Genomic DNA, 17,298 nt, shown 5'->3' with positions numbered 1-17,298 from the left:
CCCGCCTTCCCGCTCGCGGGAAGGAGCGAGTCGCCCTCTGTCGTCAGCGGTGCAGGCCCATCTGCCGATGGCATGCACCGCTCACGGCGAGCGTTGTCCGGCGTGCCGCCACGTCAAGGCCAGGCCCTCACGGGCGGCCTGCGGCCGGCCTTGACCCGGTCGCCCACCTCAGAGACTGGTTAGGCCAAGTTCTCGAACATAGCCGACATGTCGCGCCACTGAAGCGATGCGGGCAGCGGCTCACCCTTGAGGAAGGCGAGGAACGCTTCTTCGACCAGCGGCGCAGTCAGCCACTCGTCGGCCCGCAGCTTCACCTCGCCGCCGCTGAAGGACAGGATGGTGCCCTCCGGGAACACCTTACTCGGCGTGTCGAGGTGTGCCCGGTAGTGACGCCGGTTCACCGCGTCGCGCCGCTCCAGCATGCACGTCACGCCGCCGCCTGCCACTTGGAGGTAGTTCCCCTGGGCGTCGGTGAGCGACGCAAACGAGGACGGTCCATAGCTGCGCAGCTTGGGAACGACAGCTCGCACGTCGGCCGCTTTGGCATTTTCAACGGGGGCCTTCCCCTCAGCTTCCAAGAGCACTTGCGCCTCCGCGTGGCTGGTCATCGAACCTCTTGCAGCAGGCGCTGCTCGAAGTCCTGCAAGAGGTGCGCGCCTTTCACGTCATCGCCTTGCCGGTACAAGGCCAAGACTTGGTTGAGCTGGGCTTGCAGGGCGTTCAAAGCAGCACCACCAGAAACCTTCGGCGCAACGAACTGCATGCCGTCTCGAAGTTCCAGGAACGCGCGCTCCAACGTGAGCTGTTCGTCATCGCCTAGGTAGTCCTCTTTCGGGAAGTCATCGGGCGCATGCACGATGACCAGCGACAGAAAGTCCAAGAAGCCGCCGAGGTTCTTTATCCAAGCCATTGCTCACCTTGAATGGCGCATTCCCACGCTCTCTCAAATTCTTCGGATGAAATCACTGCCGGTTCAAACTGAGGGTCGGCCGCGATTTCGAGCAGCGACGGAAGCGGCTCCTCGCTGAGCGCCGTGCCACCGACCGCCTTCAATTCGCTGGCGTAGCCCAACGCTCCGCTGGAGAACACTTCAACCTTGCGCAGTTCCCAACCGGCATCGTCAACCTCACTATAGAGGCAAGTCGGATAGGACGAGTCCTGGTGCTTCCAATGCACGCGAATGAACTTCATCGCCTCCCCAATCTAGTCGAAGGTCGCTAGGCAATCGTCGAGGTTGAACGTGCATCCATCGTTCAACACAAGCGCGCCGTCTACCAATTGCCCAACCGTCAACGCCAGTCCCGCTGCGCCCTGCGTCACTTGGTCGCGCCAGCCCGGGATGTCAGCCTTGAACGATAAGCAGCGAAAGCGTCGTCCCGCAGGGGTCGTAAGCTCGCACCCCTCAAGGATGGCTCCGCCCTTCGTCACCAACGGTGGGTTGACGTACTCCACGATGCGATGAAAGAGGTCGTCACTCGCACCGTTTCGTACTTCGAAGTACCAGAACTCGCGATGTGGCCTGAGCGCCAAGCCCGGAATTTGTCTCGTGGTTTCGATGGCACCCGCGATGTTGCGCATGTGCTCTTCATGCGTGATGACTCGCTTGGTCATGGCTCGGTTCTACTCTCAGCGACGACAGGGGACGGGCCACAAGTGTATGCCAGTGACCTATGCCAAAATGGCCGTTCGCCGGCAACCCAAGTCATTGATTTTCTTGAGATTTCGAGGAAGCGAGTGGAATTCTCACCGCTTCCGCCAGTCCAAGTGGTTCTTCGGGCGCCGATTGCGCGTCCTGAAGCATCGGATTGCATCGAGTGCAATTCTCGAGTTCATTTCACGGGTGCATGCTCAAGTTCAACCGCCCCGTCAGGGGCGTCGAGCAGGGCACCGATGGCTTGCCCATCGGCCGCCATCCAGCACCGCCATTGCGACCGGCCCTACAAGGCGGCCCGACACGCACTACAGTCGCTTGACAGGCATGCAAAGCGTGCAATCGAACAGCCCGGTCGCAGGGTCTTGCACGCTGCTGCCGTCATAGCGCTCGAAGAAGGGCCGCCCATCGACCTGCATGCCGCTCGCAGGCAGCCAGTCGCGCATCAGGCTGGCCCAGGCCTGTGCGATGTCTGTGCCGTCGCCCCGGTAACGCGCGACAGCGTAGCGCCCCCCTGGTAGGTTGGCGATGCTCGCCGGGCTGATGGCCTTGAAATCGGGCGGTACCTCCACGCACGTATCGCAACGGCACTTGTCCGGCGGCGTCAGGAAGGGATCGTCGTGGCCGATGCCGTAGCAGGGGGCATGACCCAGGCCCTGGGTTTCGCGCCAGGGCAGGAAGGTCTCACGCCAGAAGCGGCTCACGCTTGGGCCATAGGGACCGATGTGGCGCATGTAGGCGACGCGGGTTGGCGGCAAGGTCTGAAGGGTGATGTCCACGATGGGAAGCTCCTTGTGTGCAGTGTCAAAGGTGTTCCCATCATTCCCAGGTGCGGTGCGGTCGGCCTGATCCGGATTGCTGTCCTGTCGAAGCGAACGCGTTGATTTGCGGCGCACGTCGGCCAGGTCTCGAGCCCAGCGCTGCGGCGTGTCTTGACGCCAGGCGCTGGGTGTTCGGCCGAAGCGCAACTTGAAGGCTCGGGCAAAGGCCTCGCCCGAGCTGAACCCCACGGACAGAGCCACATCCAGCACCGACACCTCGCACTGGTGCGAGAGCATGAGCGCAGCAACATCCAGTCGTCTCCGCCTGAGGTAGTCGCCCAGCGTCTCGTCCATCCACGCCATGAAGACGCGATGGAAGTGGTAGGGCGAGAAGTGCGCGACTTCAGCCAGGTCGACCAACTCCAGCGCCTGGTCCAGGTGCTGGTCAATGTGGTCCAGGACCTTGTTCATTCGTTGGGCGTAGGCCTTGGCGTGGGCTTGGGCTTGTGCAGGGCTGGCTGCTTGCGCGGGCATGGTCGTTGACGTGAGCGATGAACGGTCCGGATTCCAATGGCGCGAACCTGGATGACGATGACGTCCTCCGATCGCACAGCGCGTAGCGTATTCCAATGAGGACGCCCAGGATCGACCGCTTGTGGCCGAGCGCTGCCGTTGGCGACAGGCAGGGAACGAGGCGGCGGCCGAATCGCAGCGTGCGGCGCGCGCCTTCAGCATCGCGCGGGCTTCTTCCATCGCGTCGGAACCACGACTTCATGCCCGGTACCTTCGTTGCCGCCCAGCAGCGCGCGCAGGTCACAAGTGGCTGGATGCAGTAGCCACCGTGCCTCCATCGTCCCCTGGCCTGAGCGAGCCTGCAGGGCCGAGAGCAAAGTGACGTTGCGCCCTTCGACCCACACGTCGAGCCGGGGATGGTCGCGGCCGAGCGACTCCCAGAGCCGCACGGCCCCGGCGGATTGCCGGGCACTGCTGAGGAGCCGGGCGCCGTCGCGCAAGGCCGAGCCGTAGACCCAGCGGGCAAGCCCGAGGCCGCGAACGGCCCGCCGCAGGCGGCTGTGCGGCACCGACAAGGTGACGATGCCGGCACCGGCGCGCAGGCGGACGTGGTGCAACGCGACCACGCCCACCAAATGGTCCTCGCGTGCATGCTTCAGGAAGATGCGCGTGTGCTCGCCGCCCTCGTGCTTCAGCACGCTGACATCGCACACGGGTGTGGGCCGCCATGCTTGCGCCTCGCGCAGGCGCGCGCCGAACCATCGCTGCTGCAGTTCGTCGAGGGACTGGTCGATCATCGCGTCGCTGAGCTGAACGTCCGCCCTCATGGCCGCGCCCGCCACAGCCCGCTGCGCAATGAGACCGGCTGCACGGGCGCGATCACCAAGCCGCTGTGCTCCCAGTCGGCTTCACGGACGGCCAGGCCGGCATAGATCCCGTAGCCCGGGCCCGATGCCAGGGCGCCACCGCAGACGATGCTCTCGCCGGCCTGCACCGTGTCGTGACCCGCGATGTCGCCTCCCACGCGCAAGCCCCACCCGGCCGACAGGGGCCCGTGGCAGGTCAGGTTGCCGCCGCAACGGATGCCGTGGCCTGCCCGAAGCGCGCCTCCGACCACGACGTCTTCCAGGACTTGGAGGCTTCGGGTGCACGACACATGGCCTGCCACATCGAGCATGCCGCGAATGGACGCCTGCTCGCCGACTACCAATTCGCCCCGCAGGTGCACTGCGGAGTCGCTGCGCAGCGCGCCCGCGCAGTGCACGGCCTGCGCGAGCAGTGGCATGCCGAGCCGTAGGCTTGCGCATCGCACCACACCTGCAGCCTGCAGCGCGCCGTCGCACCGCAGGTCGCCGCCCACGGTCACGTCGCCGCCCGCTCGCACCCCACCCGGGGTCACGAGGTGGCCGCCGACATGGATCATCGAGGCCACGTCGATGTTCCCCCGGACCCTCACCGTTCCGGGGAAGACCAGGCACTCGTCCGACAGCGCGTCGAGCTCCAGCACATCGTCCGTGGGACCGAACTGCTGCAGGAGCCAGCTTGCATCCCCGGCCCGTCCGGCCGTCTGCAGCGCGCGCAGCAGCTCGAGATACGTTGCCGTGCCCTGTCCGTGCCGAACGTACCAGCGGTAGCCGTCCGCACACGGGCGCTTGGCGCGGATGAAGCGGGAGGAGATGTCCGCGCCGGCGTGCGGCCGCGCGGGGTATCCGTCCGGGGGCGGGCGTGGCTCAGGATGGGGCAGGCCGGGCACCCGCGGGGCGGATTGATCGGCTTGCCATGCGGCGGCGGTCCCGTCGGATGAGGGCGTATGCATTGCGGAGGTCCTTGGTCAGGGTTGTTCAAGCGAGAGGTCGTGGGCAAGCCAGCCGCGCCATCTCGAGCGGCGCGGATGTCATGCCATCCGGATCAGCGGTCGTGAGCGCGGTGACGGCGGTCGAACCCTCGCGAGCAACCGGCGCAGCGGGCGCGCGCAGACGTGGTCGAGGATGCTGTCGCCGTTGGCCCGAAGTTCGCGATGTCACGAAGCGCGGACGCTCTCACGGGCTTCTTGCGCGCGGCACAGACGGGCACAGGCGACGCTCGCCTCGGCCCGCTGTGGTGGCCCGACGACCTTGGAATTGCGCTGTGGCGGAAGCGGTCGTCGGGCTCAGGGAAGTGCGGCGAGCGCAGGCACCTGGCCGGCACTCGGGGCGCACGGACACGCGCACCACCAACCCGCCGCATGCACGTTCGCATGGGCTCGCTGCGAGAGCAGCTCGAGGTGTTGGTGGTCAGACATGGCCGACATTCTAAGAGGACGAACAGGTTGGGACAAGGAATGGGAGGTCCTCGTCGTCGGGTGCGACCCGACGCCTCCCAGCGCAACCCGGCTCCGCGATCAGCCGTCGAGCAGCGGCACGAGCCCGAGCACCCAGGCCCGCACGGCCTCGATCTCCGCTTCACCACGGCGCGCCTCGGGGTAGACCAGGTGAAACGGCTTGCCAGGAAGCGGCGGTCCGAAGGGCGTGACCAGTGTGCCGCGGCGGAGCTCATCGCCGATCAGCGCCCGGGCCACGAGCGCGACACCCTGTCCGGCCAAGGTGGCCGCGACGGTATGGGTTTCGTCGGAGAACACCGGCCCGGCCTGGGCGTCCAGGCCGGGCACGCCGGCAAGCTTCTGCCACTCGGGCCAGCCGACCGCCCCGCTGCGACCGTTGCCCGGCCGGAAGTGCAGCAAGGTGTGGCGGACGAGATCCGCCGGGCGACGAAGGCGCAGGGCCGGACTGCAGGCGGGCACGAAGACGGTGTCGAACAGCCGATGCGCCGCCAGACCGGGCCAGCGCCCGCTGCCGTAGCGGATGGCGATGTCGGCCCCGTGGCCATCGAGCGCAACCGGCTCATGGGTGACGTGGAAGTGCAGGTCGAGGCCGGGGTGCTGCGACGCCAGCAGGCCCGCGTGGGGCAGGAGCCAGCGCGCGGCGACGGCGGGCGTGGTCGACAGGATGATGGAACGCCGAACCGGCACGGCGCGGATCTTCGCCACCGCCGCGGCCAGCCCATCGAATGCACCCGTCACTTCAGCAAGCAGCTCGTGCCCCGTGGCGGTGAGTTCGAGCTGGCGAGGCTTGCGCACGAACAGGGCCGCACCCAGCCACGTCTCGAGGGCCCGCAACTGGTGGCTGATGGCCGTCGGCGTCACCGAGAGTTCCTCGGCCGCGCGCTTGGCGCTGCGATGGCGAGCCGCTGCCTCGAAGGCACGGACGGCGGTCAGCGGGGGCAGGACGCGAGCAGTCATGGCTGAATTGGATTTTCAGGTTGGAACACAAAACCATCAGTTGTCCACGATGGTTGGCGCTCCTAGATTACGTCTGCAAGCTCAGCAGTCAAGCTGATTTCGATTCATCCCTCAGGAGCCCACCATGACGAACATCCTCCACATCGACTCCAGCGCCCGCCCCGGCCGGGCCGGAGAACATCCCCATGGTTCGCAGACCCGTCGCCTCACCCATGCCTTCGTGCAGCGCTGGCTGCGCAACGAACCTGGTGCCCGTGTGCACTACCGTGACGTCGGCACCATGCCACCGCGCCCGGTCCACCACGAATGGATTCCGGCCGCTTTCTCGGCCGACGCGATACGCACGCCGCAGCAGCGCGGTGCGCTGCGGGAAAGCGATGCGCTGGTGCAGGAGCTGAAGGCAGCCGATGTCCTCGTGTTCGGCCTGCCCATGTACAACTTCGGCGTGCCGGCCCCCGTCAAGGCATGGATCGACAACATCGTGCGCGTGGCCCTCACCTTCGACTTCGAACCGGGTTCGGACGACCCGTATGTGCACCTGCTGGCCGACCGCCCTCGGCGGGCGGTGCTGCTCACCTCCCGAGGCGGTCACGGGTTCGATGCCGGCGCGCCGAACGCGCCGCTGAACCATGCGGACACGGCCCTGCGCGAGGTGCTGGCCTTCGTGGGCATCACCGATGTGCAGACTATCGCGGTCGAGCATGAGGAGGACGGCGGCACGCTGCTGGAGGGCTCGGTCGTGCGTGCGCTCGCATCGATCTACGCCCTGGCGGATGCCTGGGCGTCGGCCACGAGTTCGGCGATCCAGAACCCGGACGCTCTGCAGGGCCATGGCGACATCTTGTTGACCTCAACCTAAGTTCAACTTTTACGGTGCTGGCAAGTCCAACCTCAGGAGCCTGCACATGCACCACATCGCCCTCATCCACGGCAGCGACCGTGAGGGTCGCTTCTGCGACGTGGTGGCCGGCTGGGCGCTCGCCCAGCTGCGCCGTCATCCCGACATCCGCACGGACGTCGTCGACCCGCTGGCCCTCGACCTCCCGCGCCGCACCGGCCACGAGACCGCCGGGCTGCAGCGCTTGCGGCAGCAGCTGGCAAGCGCCGATGCGTTCATCGTCGTGACGCCGGAGTACAACCACTCCTTCCCGGCCGTGCTCAAGGCGATGGTGGACTCCGCCAACGAGGCCTGGCATGCCAAGCCGGTGGGCTTCGTTTCCTATGGCGGCATCTCGGGCGGCTTGCGGGCGGTGGAGCAGTTGCGCCTCGTGTTCGCCGAGCTTCACGCCGTCACCCTGCGTGACTCGGTTGCGTTCAGCAATGCCTGGAACGCCTTTGCCGACGGCCAACCCGTCGCGGCCGACGCGGCGGCCCGCAGCTTCGACCGCATGGCGAGCCGGCTGAAGTGGTGGTCGACGGCGCTTCGGCAAGCGCGTGAACTGGCTCCGTACGAGGCCTCGGCATGAGCGCTCGAATCGATGATGGTTCGCCGCCCGGCTCACCACGCCACGACCCCGTCGTGCCGCACGAACTGAGTGTGGGCCAGGTGTCGCAGCGCAGCGGCGTCTCGGCATCCGCGCTCCGCTTCTACGAACGGCATGGGCTGATCACGAGCGTGCGGACTTCGTCCAACCAACGGCGCTACCGGCGGGACGTGCTGCGGCGGATCGGCGTGATCAAGGCGACGCAGCACCTGGGCCTCCCGCTGGCCGCCATTCGAGAGGCGCTGCAGTTGTTGCCCCAGGGAAGCGCACCCACCGAAGCCGATTGGGCCCGCCTGGCGGCGCGCTGGCAACGGGACCTGGACGACCGGGCGGCACGCATTCAGCTGCTGCGCGAACGGCTCACCGGTTGCATCGGCTGCGGCTGCCTGTCGATGAAGCTGTGCCCGCTGGTGAACGCCGGAGACCGGGTGGCCGGATCGGGCGCCGGAGCCCACTTCCTCGACCCGGCCGCAGCGGAGGTCGTCGCATGAGCCCCGTGACCTCTCGTGTCGATCCTGTCGCGCTGCAGTGGCCCGGCACGCTGCTGCTCATCCTGGCCGGCGTGGTGTCGGCCTTCCATGTCGGGAAGGCCACGGCGGTGATGGAAGCGCTGCGCCAAGACCTGTCGCTCTCCCTGACGACCGCGGCCTGGCTGCTGTCGGTCTCGGGCGCCGTGGGCGCCGTGGCGGGCATCGGCGTCGGGATGATCGTCGACCGGCTCGGCCCGCGCCGCATGGCCGTGCTCGGCCTGGCAGTCCAGGCCTTGGCATCCGCGGGCGGCGCCTGGGCGGCCCATCCCACCGCGCTGCTGGCCAGCCGGGTCGTCGAGGGCCTTGGCTTCCAGCTGGTGGTCGTTGCGGTGCCCGCCTTGATCGCCGGCGCCACGCCCGTCCGCTCCCGCGCGACGGCCATGGCGGCATGGAGCACCTTCATGCCGGTCGGCCTGGCGCTGGCGCTGCTGTCGGCACCGCGGCTGGCACCGGGGAGTTGGGCATCCCTGTGGTGGTTCGCAAGCGCCCTGGCGATCGCGGTGGCTGCCGCAGTGGCCCGGCTGACGCCGGAGTTGCCACGGCTGGCAAGTGTCGCGCGCCGGGATGTGGCGCGCGACCTTCGCACGGCGTGGCACGCGCGTGCTCCGATGCTGCTTGCCTTGCTGTTCGGCCTCTTCAATGCCGGCTACTTCGCCCTCTTCGGCCTGCTGCCGTCCGTCATGCAGAAGGCATCGGCCATCGACGACCTGCCCCCGCACCTGTTCACGGCAGTCGCGGTGCTGGCCAGCGCAGGCGGTAACCTGGCAGGCCTGGCGCTGATCGCGCGGGGTGTCCGGCCGCTCACCCTGCTGGCATCCGGCTTCGCGGCCATGGCGGTGTTGTCCTATCCCGTCGTTCTCGACATGGGCGAGGCCTCCAGCCTGTCCGTGGCTGCCAGCATCGCGTTCGGTGCAGCGGCGGGGCTCATTCCCTCCGCCCTGTTTGCCGAGGCACCGCGCTGCACGCCGACCGAGGGCATGCAGGGGCTGGTCATCGGGCTGATGATGCAGGGCGGCAACGTCGGCATGACGGTCGGGCCGCCGATTGCAGCCTTGGCCACCGCTGCGTGGGACGGGCCGGCCGCGGCAGGCGTCGTCACGGCGCTCGGTGTGGCAGGCATCGGCGCGGCCATGGGATTACAGCGCCCCCGCCGCGGCGGCATGCCGTCTCCCGTCCAAGGCAATGGATGAAGCGTCCCCCTTCTGCACGGGGGCGCGACCGCGCAGGGCCGACTGGGCCGTGGCGGCGACCCGGCGAGCTCTCCCTCAGCCGAAGTGGCCACGCAGCACGGCCGCCGATCCCACGGCGATGAGCACCGTCGGCAGCATGGAGAGCCGCGACGCGGCGAGCGCCGTGATGGCGAGTGCGGCCAGGTCGGCCGGCCGGTCACTGACGAAGCTTGGCGCGATGATCGAAATGAGAACGCATCCGGGTGCGCAGTCCATGACGGCGCGGGCGCGCGCGGTCAGCGTCCGGTTCCGAAACGCGAGGTACCCGAGGACGCGCGTCAGGTAGGTGACTGCCGCCATCGCGAGGATGTTGGCCAGGTTGTGCGGGTCGATCATTGCGGACGAGCCCACCACCAGGCGGCCGTCAAGCCGGCCAGTGCGCCCGCCATCACGAACCAGGCGCCTTCGACGAGCAGGTGCGTCGCGGCGGCGACGGCCAGGCTGACGGCCCACGGCCGTGCTGCCCGCCATCCTTTCCAGGACCCGCTGAGCAGCACCAGCACGACTGCGGGGAACGCCAGGTCGAAGCCATAGGCCTGCAGGTCGCCGAGCAGCGGACCCACCCCGGCACCCAGGGCCGTGAGGCTCACCCATGCGAGCCACAAGGCCGACGAAACGCCGATGTAGTACGGCAGGCTGAGCCGTCGCGGCGCCCCACCGGCCGCGGCGCGGTCGGCGTCCGCCAGGCCTATGGCCCAGGTCTCGTCGCACAGGGTGAACAGCAGCGCCAGCGCCTTGCGGCGAGGCAGGTGCCGGATCAAGGGCGCAAAGGCGGCGCCCATCACCAGGTGGCGGCTGTTCACCAGCAGGGTGACCGCAGCGATCAGCAGGAGGTGCGGCGGCGACGTCCACAGCTGGACGGCAGCGAACTCCGACCCGCCGGCGAAGTTCAGTCCTGCCATCAGGGACACCTCGGCCGCGCTCAACTGCTTCTGGCCGGCCTGGGCCCCCAGGACGAGGGCAAAGGGAACTAGCCCGATCAGCACGGGTACGGCGGCCGCCAGGCCGCGCTTGAATTCCTGTCGGGTGTCGGGGATGCCGCTGGGTGATGGGGTGGAGGCCGTCATGGGTCGCCACTATAGGCAGGCATTGCGCCCCTGCCCGACCAGGGCCACGTCAGGCGTCACCGCGAAGCTCCTCTTCGTTGCAAACCCGTTGCCTGACGGCGGACGACGTCACCACTGCGCGCGATGCTCGACCTGTTCGGCGACGTGTTCGACGACCGGCCGGCCCACATCGACGCGCAGCCGCCCGACAAGTTCCTCCGCGAGCGACTGGCCACCTGCGTTTCGACATTCCGCCTGCCCGTTGAGTGGGCCATCGCCCTCCGGCGGCGCGATATGCTCGAGCCTGGAGAACCAGCGGCTGCCACCGCGGCCGACGGCCTTCTCACCCGCATCAACCAGGAGCCCGCATGCGCATCGGCGTACTCACCGGGGGCGGCGACGCCCCGGGCCTCAATGCAGTGATCCGCGCGGTCACGAAGTCGCTCATCCACCAGGGTGGCGCCGAGGTGGTCGGCATCGAGGACGGTTACCTCGGCCTCATCGAGCGGCGGGTGCGGCCACTGGACTGGCGGGCGGTGAGCGGAATCGGCGCGCTCGGTGGCACGCTGCTGCGCACCAACAACCGGGTGAGCCCGCTGAGCTACCAGGGCCGGGACCGTCGCGACGAGGTGCTCGCCTACGCGAGGGAACTCGGCCTCGACGGGCTCGTGGCCATCGGCGGCGACGGCACCATGTCCATCGCCGACGCGCTGAACCGCCATGGCTTGCCGACCGTCGGCGTGCCCAAGACCATCGACAACGACATCGCCCATGTGGAACGGAGCCTCGGCTTCGACACCGCGGTCACCACCGTCACCGATTCCCTGGACCGCGTCCAGACCACGGGTGAGAGCCATGGCCGCGTGATGATCGTCGAGACGATGGGGCGCAATGCGGGCTGGCTGGCGCTGGAGGCGGGGGTCGCCGCCGCGGCCGACATCATCCTCATCCCGGAAATCGAGTACGACGTGGCACGCGTCGCCGCGGTCTGCCGCGAGCGGGAGGCGCGCCAGCGCTTCACCGTCATCTGCGTTGCCGAAGGCGCCCGGGCGCGGGGTGCCGACGTGACGGTGCAGCGCCGTGTGGAAGACAGCCCCGAGCCCGTCCGCCTCGGCGGCGTGGCCGACGTGCTGATGGCCCAGCTGACACCCCACGTGTCGAGCGAGGTGCGCACCACGATCCTCGGCCACGTGCAGCGAGGCGGCGCCCCGACGCCGAGCGACCGCGTGCTGGGCACGCTGCTCGGCGATGCCGGTGCCGCGTTGGTGCTGTCCGGCGCCTGGGGCCACATGGTGTCGCTCGAACAGGGCCGCACCGGTCAGGTGCCGCTCGACTCGGTGGCGAACCGAACCCGGACCGTGCCGGGCGACCATCCGCTGCTCCTCTGCGCCCGTCGCATCGGCATCTCGCTCGGGGACGGTTGAGCCCCGAGGTACCCGCTTCGGCAGCGCGATCGACAATCCCCGCATGGACCTGTTCAAGACCTTTGCCCTCTTCGTCGCCACCGCCGTGGCCGAGATCGTCGGCTGCTACCTGCCCTATCTGTGGCTGAAGCAGGGGCGCACGGCCTGGTTGCTCGTGCCCGCCTGCGCGAGCCTCGCGCTCTTCGCATGGCTCCTCACCCTGCACCCCACTGCTGCGGGACGCATCTATGCGGCCTACGGTGGCGTGTACATCGGCGTGGCCATCCTGTGGCTCTGGGCGGTCGACCGGATCACGCCGACGACGAGCGACTGGGTCGGCGCGGCGGTCTGCCTCGCCGGCGTGGCGATCATCATGGGCGGCTCGCGAAGCGCCGGTTGAGAGGCGCGGGCCGGCACGCTGCCGTGCACCGGTCCCGCCAGGTCTGACGACGTCGCCGAAGCGGGCCGTGCATGCGGCCGATCGAACAGCCGACGTCGCCGAGCCGCTGTCGGCGGAAGTCCGGTCGGAATGAGGGTGCCTGTTCCGTTTCACAGAGATGTCAAGACCGGCGGGAAGAATGGTGAGCTGCCCGTGGCGGCGCGACAGCGCGCCACGCAGATCTTCCTCGCAGCCTTCAGATGCTGCCCTACCCGGAATTCTTCATGTCGCACGACGTCTCCACACCGCCCTTCCCCCGCCCCCGTTGGCAAGCCGTGCTCGCCCTGAGCACCGCGCTGGCCCTGTCCGCCTGCGGCGGTGACGACGATGCGGCGCCCACGCCGGGTCCGGCCCCGGTGACCCAGAACGCCACCGCGCAGCTCGCCCTGCTGGAGACGACCGACCTGCACTACTACGGCCGCAGCTACAACTACTACGCCGACAAGGAAGACAAGGGCGTCGGCCTGGAGCGCACCGCCACGCTGATCCATCAGGCCCGCACCGAGTTTGCGAATACCCTGCTGGTCGACAACGGCGACACCGTGCAGGGCACGGTGCTCGGGACCTATGAAGCGCAGGTCGCCCCGATCCCGGCCACGCAACAGCTCACCATGTACAAGGCGATGGCCACGCTGAAGTACGACGCGGGCGTGCTGGGCAACCACGAATTCAACTTCGGCCTGCCCTACCTGAACCAGATCCTCGGTGGCGGGCTGGACGTCGCCGGCGTGGACCCCGCCGCCGGCATCAAGGCGAACGGCCCCGGCTTTCCGATGGTGACGGCCAACGTCACGAGCCTGAAGACCGGCAAGCCGCTGATCGAACCGTACGTCATCCTGGAGCGCAACCTCACCGTCACCCTGGCCGATGGCTCGAGCGGCAAGGTGCCCATCAAGATCGGCGTGCTGGGCCTGACCACCCCGGGCATCCTCAACTGGGACAAGGACAAGCTCGAAGGCAAGGTCAGCACCCAGGACGGCCTGGAGACCGCACGCAAGTACGTGCCCGAGATCCGCGCCAAGGGAGCCGACGTGGTGTTCGTGCTGCTGCACGGTGGCATGTCCACCGGCGGCTACAGCGTCAACATGGAGAACCCCGGCTACTACATCACCAAGGAAGTGCCGGGCATCGACGGCATCGTGATGGGCCACGAGCACAACGTGTTCCCCAACCGCGGCACCAACCCGGCCTACAAGGCCGAAGGCGTGGACAACGCGCGCGGCACCGTCAACGGCGTGCCGGCCGTGATGGCCAGCTCCTGGGGCAAGGGGCTGGGGGTCATCAGCTACACCCTCCAGTGGGACGGCGCGGCGAAGAAGTGGTCGATCGATACGGCCAAGACCGCTGTCGACGTGCGCAACATCCAGAACGGCGCCGAGTATGTCGCGTCGGACGCCGCGGTGGTGACGGCAATGCAGTCCCTGCACGACAAGACCCGCGCCTACGTCTCGTCCCCCATCGGCAGCAGCGACTTCCGCCTGGCCTCCATGTTCGCCGACCTGGGCGACCCGGCCGCGCTGCAGGTCGTCAACCAGGCCCAGCAGGAATACGTGGCCCAGTACGTCCAGAACAGCCTGCCGCAGTACGCGAGCCTGCCGGTGCTGTCAGTCACCGCACCGTTCAAGGACGGCTATGCCAGCAGCGTCGACTACACCAACGTGGCCGAGGGCACCCTGTCCGTGGCCGCGGCGGCCGACCTCTACCTGTACGACAACAACACCATCCACGCGGTGAAGGTGAACGGTGCACAGGTCAAGCAGTGGCTGGAGAACGCGGCCAACCGGTTCAACCAGATCGACCCGGCCAAGACCACCGACCAGTGGCTCATCAACGACAGCAAGACCGGCGTGCAGCCTGGCTCGTCCTTCCCGGGCTACAACTTCGACGCCTTCACCTCGCCCGATATCAGCTACGAAATCGACGTGACGCAACCCAAGTACAACGTCAACGACCCGAGCAAGGGCGGCGAGCGCATCAAGAACCTGACCTACAAGGGCCAGCCGATGACAGCCGCGCAGGAGTTCATCGTCGCCACCAACAACTACCGCGCCAACAGCAGTGCCCCGTTCATCCTGGGCACCGGCAAGGCGTTCGACATCGTCTGGGCCGCGCCCGACGCGAACCGCGAGGTGGTGCTGAACTACGTCAAGCGCCAGCAGAACATCACGCGCGCCGCCAACGGCTCGGCCCGCAGCTGGCGCTTCACCAAGGTCGCGACCGCCGGCAAGGTGCTGTTCAAGTCGGCCAAGGACTCGCTGGCGATCGCGCAAGCCGCGGGCCTGAGCAACATCAGCGTCGATCGGGCGGACGACACCGGCGTCAACGCCGGTGACGGCAGCTACACCATCTACCGCGTCGACCTGAACCAGTGATGACCGACGGCCGTCCGGCGATCGGGCGGCCGGTGCGCCACGCATGGCAACCACGGGCGCTCCACGGAGCGCCCTTCGTCATGGCGTGAAGGTTCAGCGGGCGACTGCCAGGCCTGGCTGTGCTGCGCAGCCGCGTGGGCATTCAGCGCGGCGGCGGATCCTCGTCCGGCAGGGCCACGCCTCGTCGCTGCCGCATGGCGCGGCCCACCGCGTCCAGCGCCTCGGCCTGCAGGCACTGTCGCGCCGCTGGCAGCAGGTCTGCCTCCTCGCGAGCGATGTGCGCTTCGTACAGCGCGGTGAAGCGCTCCACCTCGGTCTCCCAGGAGGGACCGGGCAGCTGCCCGGCGGCCAGGGCTTCGAGTGCCGCATGAAGGCCCGCCCAATACTGTTCCAGTTGGCGGTGGTCCGCGGTGAGGTCGTCCATCAGGTGCAGCAGCGATCCGGTGGCGCCTGCGGCCCGCAGGGCCGGGAAGAGGTCGGCCTCCTCGTCGGCATGATGATGCGGCGCCGCCAGGGTGAAGTAGCGGATGACTGCCGCAGCGGCCTGCCGAGCGGACAGGTCCGCGCCGTTCGCGGCCACGTGGCCCCCGAGCCGGCGCAGCGTGGCGCACTGCGCCTCGACGCGGCCGTGGCAGGCCGAGAGCATCTCGAGCGGCACCTCGAAGCCCACCGCCGGCGACGCGTGGCCGAAGGCGCGTGGTGTCATGGCCTGGCGGCGCTCATCCAACGCACGTGCGGTTCTTGCCCGTGCGCTTGGCCTCGTACAAGGCTTCGTCGGCGCGCTCCAGGGCGGCCTCGATGCGCTCGCCGGCACGGTAGGCGGTGACGCCGGCGGAGAAGGTGACGAACACCTGCCGTTGCTCGTGCATGAAGAGGCTGCCGGTGAGCGAACGCTGCAGTCGGGTCAGGATCTGCTCGCCCTCGTCGAGCGGGGTGTCGGGCAGCAGCACCACGAACTCCTCGCCACCGTAGCGGGCCACGAGGTCGGTCGGGCGCAGGGCCTTGCTGACCGCCGCCGCCAACGACTTGAGCGCCATGTCACCGGCCGCATGGCCGAGATCGTCGTTCAGGCGCTTGAAGTTGTCGACGTCGAGCAGGCCGATGGCGAGCGGTGCACCGCTGCGCTCGAGGCGCGCGCGCTCGGCGTCGAACGCCTGCAGCAGACCGCGCCGGTTCGCGATCTGGGTGAGCTGGTCGGTGGAGACCTCCTGGGAGAGGCGGCGCAACTCGGTTTCAAGCTCCACCACCCGTTCGGACAGGCCCGTCGCGCGTGCATGCTCATACTGCAGCCGGCCCTGGGCCTGCTGCACCACCGTCTGCACGGTGCGGCTCTCGGCCACCATCTCGCGCACCACGCCGGCCAGGCTCTCCAGGGAATCGGCCTTGTCGATGACACCGGCGTAGCGGCCGAGGTTCTCGTGGAAGCGACCGGTCTGCGAGCCCAGCTCCCCGATCTCGCTCAGCATCTGGTTGATCAGCGCCTTGAGCGCATCGCGTGCCTGGCCGCGTTCGACGCGCAGTGCATGCTGGCGCTCACGGGTGTTGTCGAGCATTTCGCTCACCGTGCGGATGCTGCGGGCGGTCAGGCCGAACTCGATCTCCTGCACCACGGCGCCCATTTGGCCTTGCGCCCAGCTGTCGTCCTCCGCCAGGTCGGTCAGGCTGGCGGCGAGCTGCTTGCACAGGCCACCGAGCTGGTCGACGAGGTGATGTCGGTGCTGCAGCACGCGTTGGGCGCGCTGGCAGAGCTGTGCCATCTGCTCGGACTGCGACCGGTTGGGTCCGCTGTGGCGGAGTTCTTCGGTGATGGCGGCGATCTCGGCGGCCAGTTCGGTGCTCGGCGAGGGCGGCGGCGGCAAGGCCTGCTGCACCGTGCTGCCCAGTTCGTCGACGAGGGCCTGCCAGAGGGGCGCATCCGCCGACAGCGCCGGGGCCTGCGCGTCCGGCCCCTCCGCATCGAGGTGGATGGGCTCAAGGGCTGGCTCGGCAACGAGCGGTGCATGCGCCGACTGGGGTCGGTCGTCGAAGGGCGCGGCATCGGTCTCGACCGCCTCGTCGGGCGTGTCGGTCTCCCAGCCGAGGACCAATTGGCCGAGGCGCTGCTGCAGGCGGCGTGGATCGCTTCGCGTGCTGGCGAGCACGCGCGCCAGACTGTCCTTCTTGCGGGCGCTGGTCCACTGGCGGCCGCCTTGCTGAACACCGCGCACGATGCGCTCGATGAGTTCGGCCAGTGCCACGCCTTGCTGCTGCGATGTGGGCTGGGTGTCGACGAGACGCTCCGCCGCACTCCAGTCGCCATGCACCAACGCATCCTTGAGCTCGGCCCGGACTTCGGGTTCGGCCGCCGGAACCGCACGCGCCAGCAGCGCGTCCAGCGTCGGCAGCGCCGCTGACGGGAGCGCCGCCGGAGGTGCCCCGCCGGCCTCGAGCTGGTAGGCGCGGGCGTAGTTCTCGGGCGTGGGCTGGAGTTTTTCGAGGGCCAGCCGCCGCAAGGCGGCCTTGGCCAGCTGCGGTGCGAGGGCGTCGGACGGGGCGGGTCGCGGTGGGGCTGCGCGGGTCGGGTCCATCAGGGGAGGCTGGCGGGTCGCGAAGT

General features: G+C 68.7%; 21 protein-coding genes. 8 read left to right on the top strand and 13 right to left on the bottom strand.

All coding sequences use genetic code 11. The features are described from left to right. Window positions 1-179 precede the first annotated feature (179 nt). The 9 genes from ACSQ2F_RS04940 to ACSQ2F_RS04900 all read right to left on the bottom strand — a co-directional run bounded on the left by ACSQ2F_RS04940 (window position 180) and on the right by ACSQ2F_RS04900 (window position 6,202). Window positions 180-608 (bottom strand): hypothetical protein, encoded by a 429-nt coding sequence (locus ACSQ2F_RS04940; protein WP_436020378.1) that lies wholly within the window; start codon window positions 606-608, stop codon window positions 180-182. Further along, window positions 605-910: a hypothetical protein gene (locus ACSQ2F_RS04935; RefSeq protein WP_436020376.1), complete on the bottom strand. Its 306-nt coding sequence runs from the start codon at window positions 908-910 to the stop codon at window positions 605-607. The genes ACSQ2F_RS04940 and ACSQ2F_RS04935 overlap by 4 nt, the downstream gene beginning before the upstream one ends. Further along, the gene (locus ACSQ2F_RS04930) at window positions 898-1,191 is read right to left on the bottom strand and encodes a DUF6881 domain-containing protein (protein WP_436020374.1); all 294 of its coding nucleotides are present in this window, start codon (window positions 1,189-1,191) and stop codon (window positions 898-900) included. The genes ACSQ2F_RS04935 and ACSQ2F_RS04930 overlap by 13 nt, the downstream gene beginning before the upstream one ends. A 12-nt stretch (window positions 1,192-1,203) precedes the next feature. After that, entirely contained in the window at window positions 1,204-1,611 is a 408-nt protein-coding gene (locus tag ACSQ2F_RS04925) for a hypothetical protein (RefSeq protein WP_436020372.1), read from the bottom strand. A gap of 348 nt (window positions 1,612-1,959) precedes the next feature. Beyond that, window positions 1,960-3,165, bottom strand: coding sequence for an AraC family transcriptional regulator (locus tag ACSQ2F_RS04920; protein WP_436020370.1), 1,206 nt, complete (start codon window positions 3,163-3,165; stop codon window positions 1,960-1,962). Beyond that, a complete protein-coding gene (locus tag ACSQ2F_RS04915) occupies window positions 3,141-3,752 on the bottom strand; it encodes a hypothetical protein (protein ID WP_436020368.1) in 612 nt (203 codons plus the stop codon). The genes ACSQ2F_RS04920 and ACSQ2F_RS04915 overlap by 25 nt, the downstream gene beginning before the upstream one ends. Next, complete coding sequence (locus ACSQ2F_RS04910) at window positions 3,749-4,741, bottom strand: hypothetical protein (protein ID WP_436020366.1); 993 nt, start codon at window positions 4,739-4,741, stop codon at window positions 3,749-3,751. The genes ACSQ2F_RS04915 and ACSQ2F_RS04910 overlap by 4 nt, the downstream gene beginning before the upstream one ends. Window positions 4,742-5,074: 333 nt before the next feature. After that, window positions 5,075-5,206 (bottom strand): hypothetical protein, encoded by a 132-nt coding sequence (locus ACSQ2F_RS04905; protein ID WP_436020364.1) that lies wholly within the window; start codon window positions 5,204-5,206, stop codon window positions 5,075-5,077. Between the two features lie 99 nt (window positions 5,207-5,305). Then, a complete protein-coding gene (locus ACSQ2F_RS04900; protein ID WP_436020362.1) occupies window positions 5,306-6,202 on the bottom strand; it encodes a LysR substrate-binding domain-containing protein in 897 nt (298 codons plus the stop codon). Window positions 6,203-6,326: 124 nt separating this feature from the next. Here ACSQ2F_RS04900 and ACSQ2F_RS04895 point away from each other — a divergent pair, with 124 nt between their 5' ends. From ACSQ2F_RS04895 to ACSQ2F_RS04880, 4 genes are read left to right on the top strand one after another with little or no spacing between them, the layout of a single operon-like run. Then, window positions 6,327-7,061: an FMN-dependent NADH-azoreductase gene (locus ACSQ2F_RS04895; protein WP_436020360.1), complete on the top strand. Its 735-nt coding sequence runs from the start codon at window positions 6,327-6,329 to the stop codon at window positions 7,059-7,061. 46 nt (window positions 7,062-7,107) lie between these two features. Beyond that, window positions 7,108-7,668, top strand: coding sequence for an NADPH-dependent FMN reductase (locus ACSQ2F_RS04890; RefSeq protein ID WP_436020358.1), 561 nt, complete (start codon window positions 7,108-7,110; stop codon window positions 7,666-7,668). Next, on the top strand, window positions 7,665-8,177 hold the full coding sequence (soxR, locus tag ACSQ2F_RS04885) for a redox-sensitive transcriptional activator SoxR (RefSeq protein ID WP_436020356.1): 513 nt from the start codon (window positions 7,665-7,667) through the stop codon (window positions 8,175-8,177). The genes ACSQ2F_RS04890 and soxR overlap by 4 nt, the downstream gene beginning before the upstream one ends. Further along, complete coding sequence (locus ACSQ2F_RS04880; RefSeq protein WP_436020354.1) at window positions 8,174-9,406, top strand: MFS transporter; 1,233 nt, start codon at window positions 8,174-8,176, stop codon at window positions 9,404-9,406. Before soxR ends, ACSQ2F_RS04880 begins: the two co-directional genes overlap by 4 nt. 75 nt (window positions 9,407-9,481) lie before the next feature. Here the strand turns inward: ACSQ2F_RS04880 and ACSQ2F_RS04875 are convergent, their stop codons facing one another. Further along, window positions 9,482-9,781 (bottom strand): AzlD family protein, encoded by a 300-nt coding sequence (locus ACSQ2F_RS04875; protein ID WP_436020352.1) that lies wholly within the window; start codon window positions 9,779-9,781, stop codon window positions 9,482-9,484. Continuing rightward, window positions 9,778-10,512, bottom strand: coding sequence for an AzlC family ABC transporter permease (locus ACSQ2F_RS04870; protein ID WP_436020350.1), 735 nt, complete (start codon window positions 10,510-10,512; stop codon window positions 9,778-9,780). The genes ACSQ2F_RS04875 and ACSQ2F_RS04870 overlap by 4 nt, the downstream gene beginning before the upstream one ends. Window positions 10,513-10,635: 123 nt before the next feature. On the opposite strand from ACSQ2F_RS04870, the gene ACSQ2F_RS04865 reads away from it, so the two are divergent. From ACSQ2F_RS04865 to ACSQ2F_RS04850, 4 genes are all read left to right on the top strand, one after another. Beyond that, on the top strand, window positions 10,636-10,914 hold the full coding sequence (locus ACSQ2F_RS04865; RefSeq protein ID WP_436020348.1) for a hypothetical protein: 279 nt from the start codon (window positions 10,636-10,638) through the stop codon (window positions 10,912-10,914). Further along, on the top strand, window positions 10,860-11,915 hold the full coding sequence (locus ACSQ2F_RS04860) for a 6-phosphofructokinase (protein WP_436020346.1): 1,056 nt from the start codon (window positions 10,860-10,862) through the stop codon (window positions 11,913-11,915). Before ACSQ2F_RS04865 ends, ACSQ2F_RS04860 begins: the two co-directional genes overlap by 55 nt. 43 nt (window positions 11,916-11,958) lie before the next feature. Then, window positions 11,959-12,294: a YnfA family protein gene (locus ACSQ2F_RS04855; RefSeq protein ID WP_436020344.1), complete on the top strand. Its 336-nt coding sequence runs from the start codon at window positions 11,959-11,961 to the stop codon at window positions 12,292-12,294. Between the two features lie 263 nt (window positions 12,295-12,557). Beyond that, window positions 12,558-14,705 carry a bifunctional 2',3'-cyclic-nucleotide 2'-phosphodiesterase/3'-nucleotidase gene (locus ACSQ2F_RS04850; RefSeq protein WP_436020342.1) on the top strand — a complete coding sequence of 716 codons (2,148 nt, stop codon included), beginning with the start codon at window positions 12,558-12,560 and terminating at the stop codon, window positions 14,703-14,705. Window positions 14,706-14,847: 142 nt separating this feature from the next. On the opposite strand, the gene ACSQ2F_RS04845 is transcribed toward ACSQ2F_RS04850, so the two are convergent. Next, a complete protein-coding gene (locus ACSQ2F_RS04845) occupies window positions 14,848-15,411 on the bottom strand; it encodes a hemerythrin domain-containing protein (RefSeq protein WP_436020340.1) in 564 nt (187 codons plus the stop codon). Window positions 15,412-15,424: 13 nt separating this feature from the next. Then, window positions 15,425-17,272, bottom strand: a complete 1,848-nt coding sequence (locus ACSQ2F_RS04840; protein ID WP_436020338.1) for a diguanylate cyclase domain-containing protein — start codon at window positions 17,270-17,272, stop codon at window positions 15,425-15,427. Window positions 17,273-17,298: the final 26 nt, after the last annotated feature.

The sequence above is a fragment of the Rhizobacter sp. LjRoot28 genome, from assembly GCF_964253025.1.
Classification (GTDB): domain Bacteria; phylum Pseudomonadota; class Gammaproteobacteria; order Burkholderiales; family Burkholderiaceae_C; genus Rhizobacter.
This window is presented reverse-complemented; position numbering and strand designations above follow the sequence as displayed.

Coding starts and splice junctions, on each gene's coding strand:
- ACSQ2F_RS04940 (WP_436020378.1), bottom strand. CDS start 608: ATGACCAGCCACGCGGAGGCGCAAGTGCTCTTGGAAGCTGAGGGGAAG.
- ACSQ2F_RS04935 (WP_436020376.1), bottom strand. CDS start 910: ATGGCTTGGATAAAGAACCTCGGCGGCTTCTTGGACTTTCTGTCGCTG.
- ACSQ2F_RS04930 (WP_436020374.1), bottom strand. CDS start 1,191: ATGAAGTTCATTCGCGTGCATTGGAAGCACCAGGACTCGTCCTATCCG.
- ACSQ2F_RS04925 (WP_436020372.1), bottom strand. CDS start 1,611: ATGACCAAGCGAGTCATCACGCATGAAGAGCACATGCGCAACATCGCG.
- ACSQ2F_RS04920 (WP_436020370.1), bottom strand. CDS start 3,165: ATGGAAGAAGCCCGCGCGATGCTGAAGGCGCGCGCCGCACGCTGCGAT.
- ACSQ2F_RS04915 (WP_436020368.1), bottom strand. CDS start 3,752: ATGAGGGCGGACGTTCAGCTCAGCGACGCGATGATCGACCAGTCCCTC.
- ACSQ2F_RS04910 (WP_436020366.1), bottom strand. CDS start 4,741: ATGCATACGCCCTCATCCGACGGGACCGCCGCCGCATGGCAAGCCGAT.
- ACSQ2F_RS04905 (WP_436020364.1), bottom strand. CDS start 5,206: ATGTCTGACCACCAACACCTCGAGCTGCTCTCGCAGCGAGCCCATGCG.
- ACSQ2F_RS04900 (WP_436020362.1), bottom strand. CDS start 6,202: ATGACTGCTCGCGTCCTGCCCCCGCTGACCGCCGTCCGTGCCTTCGAG.
- ACSQ2F_RS04895 (WP_436020360.1), top strand. CDS start 6,327: ATGACGAACATCCTCCACATCGACTCCAGCGCCCGCCCCGGCCGGGCC.
- ACSQ2F_RS04890 (WP_436020358.1), top strand. CDS start 7,108: ATGCACCACATCGCCCTCATCCACGGCAGCGACCGTGAGGGTCGCTTC.
- soxR (WP_436020356.1), top strand. CDS start 7,665: ATGAGCGCTCGAATCGATGATGGTTCGCCGCCCGGCTCACCACGCCAC.
- ACSQ2F_RS04880 (WP_436020354.1), top strand. CDS start 8,174: ATGAGCCCCGTGACCTCTCGTGTCGATCCTGTCGCGCTGCAGTGGCCC.
- ACSQ2F_RS04875 (WP_436020352.1), bottom strand. CDS start 9,781: ATGATCGACCCGCACAACCTGGCCAACATCCTCGCGATGGCGGCAGTC.
- ACSQ2F_RS04870 (WP_436020350.1), bottom strand. CDS start 10,512: ATGACGGCCTCCACCCCATCACCCAGCGGCATCCCCGACACCCGACAG.
- ACSQ2F_RS04865 (WP_436020348.1), top strand. CDS start 10,636: ATGCTCGACCTGTTCGGCGACGTGTTCGACGACCGGCCGGCCCACATC.
- ACSQ2F_RS04860 (WP_436020346.1), top strand. CDS start 10,860: ATGCGCATCGGCGTACTCACCGGGGGCGGCGACGCCCCGGGCCTCAAT.
- ACSQ2F_RS04855 (WP_436020344.1), top strand. CDS start 11,959: ATGGACCTGTTCAAGACCTTTGCCCTCTTCGTCGCCACCGCCGTGGCC.
- ACSQ2F_RS04850 (WP_436020342.1), top strand. CDS start 12,558: ATGTCGCACGACGTCTCCACACCGCCCTTCCCCCGCCCCCGTTGGCAA.
- ACSQ2F_RS04845 (WP_436020340.1), bottom strand. CDS start 15,411: ATGACACCACGCGCCTTCGGCCACGCGTCGCCGGCGGTGGGCTTCGAG.
- ACSQ2F_RS04840 (WP_436020338.1), bottom strand. CDS start 17,272: ATGGACCCGACCCGCGCAGCCCCACCGCGACCCGCCCCGTCCGACGCC.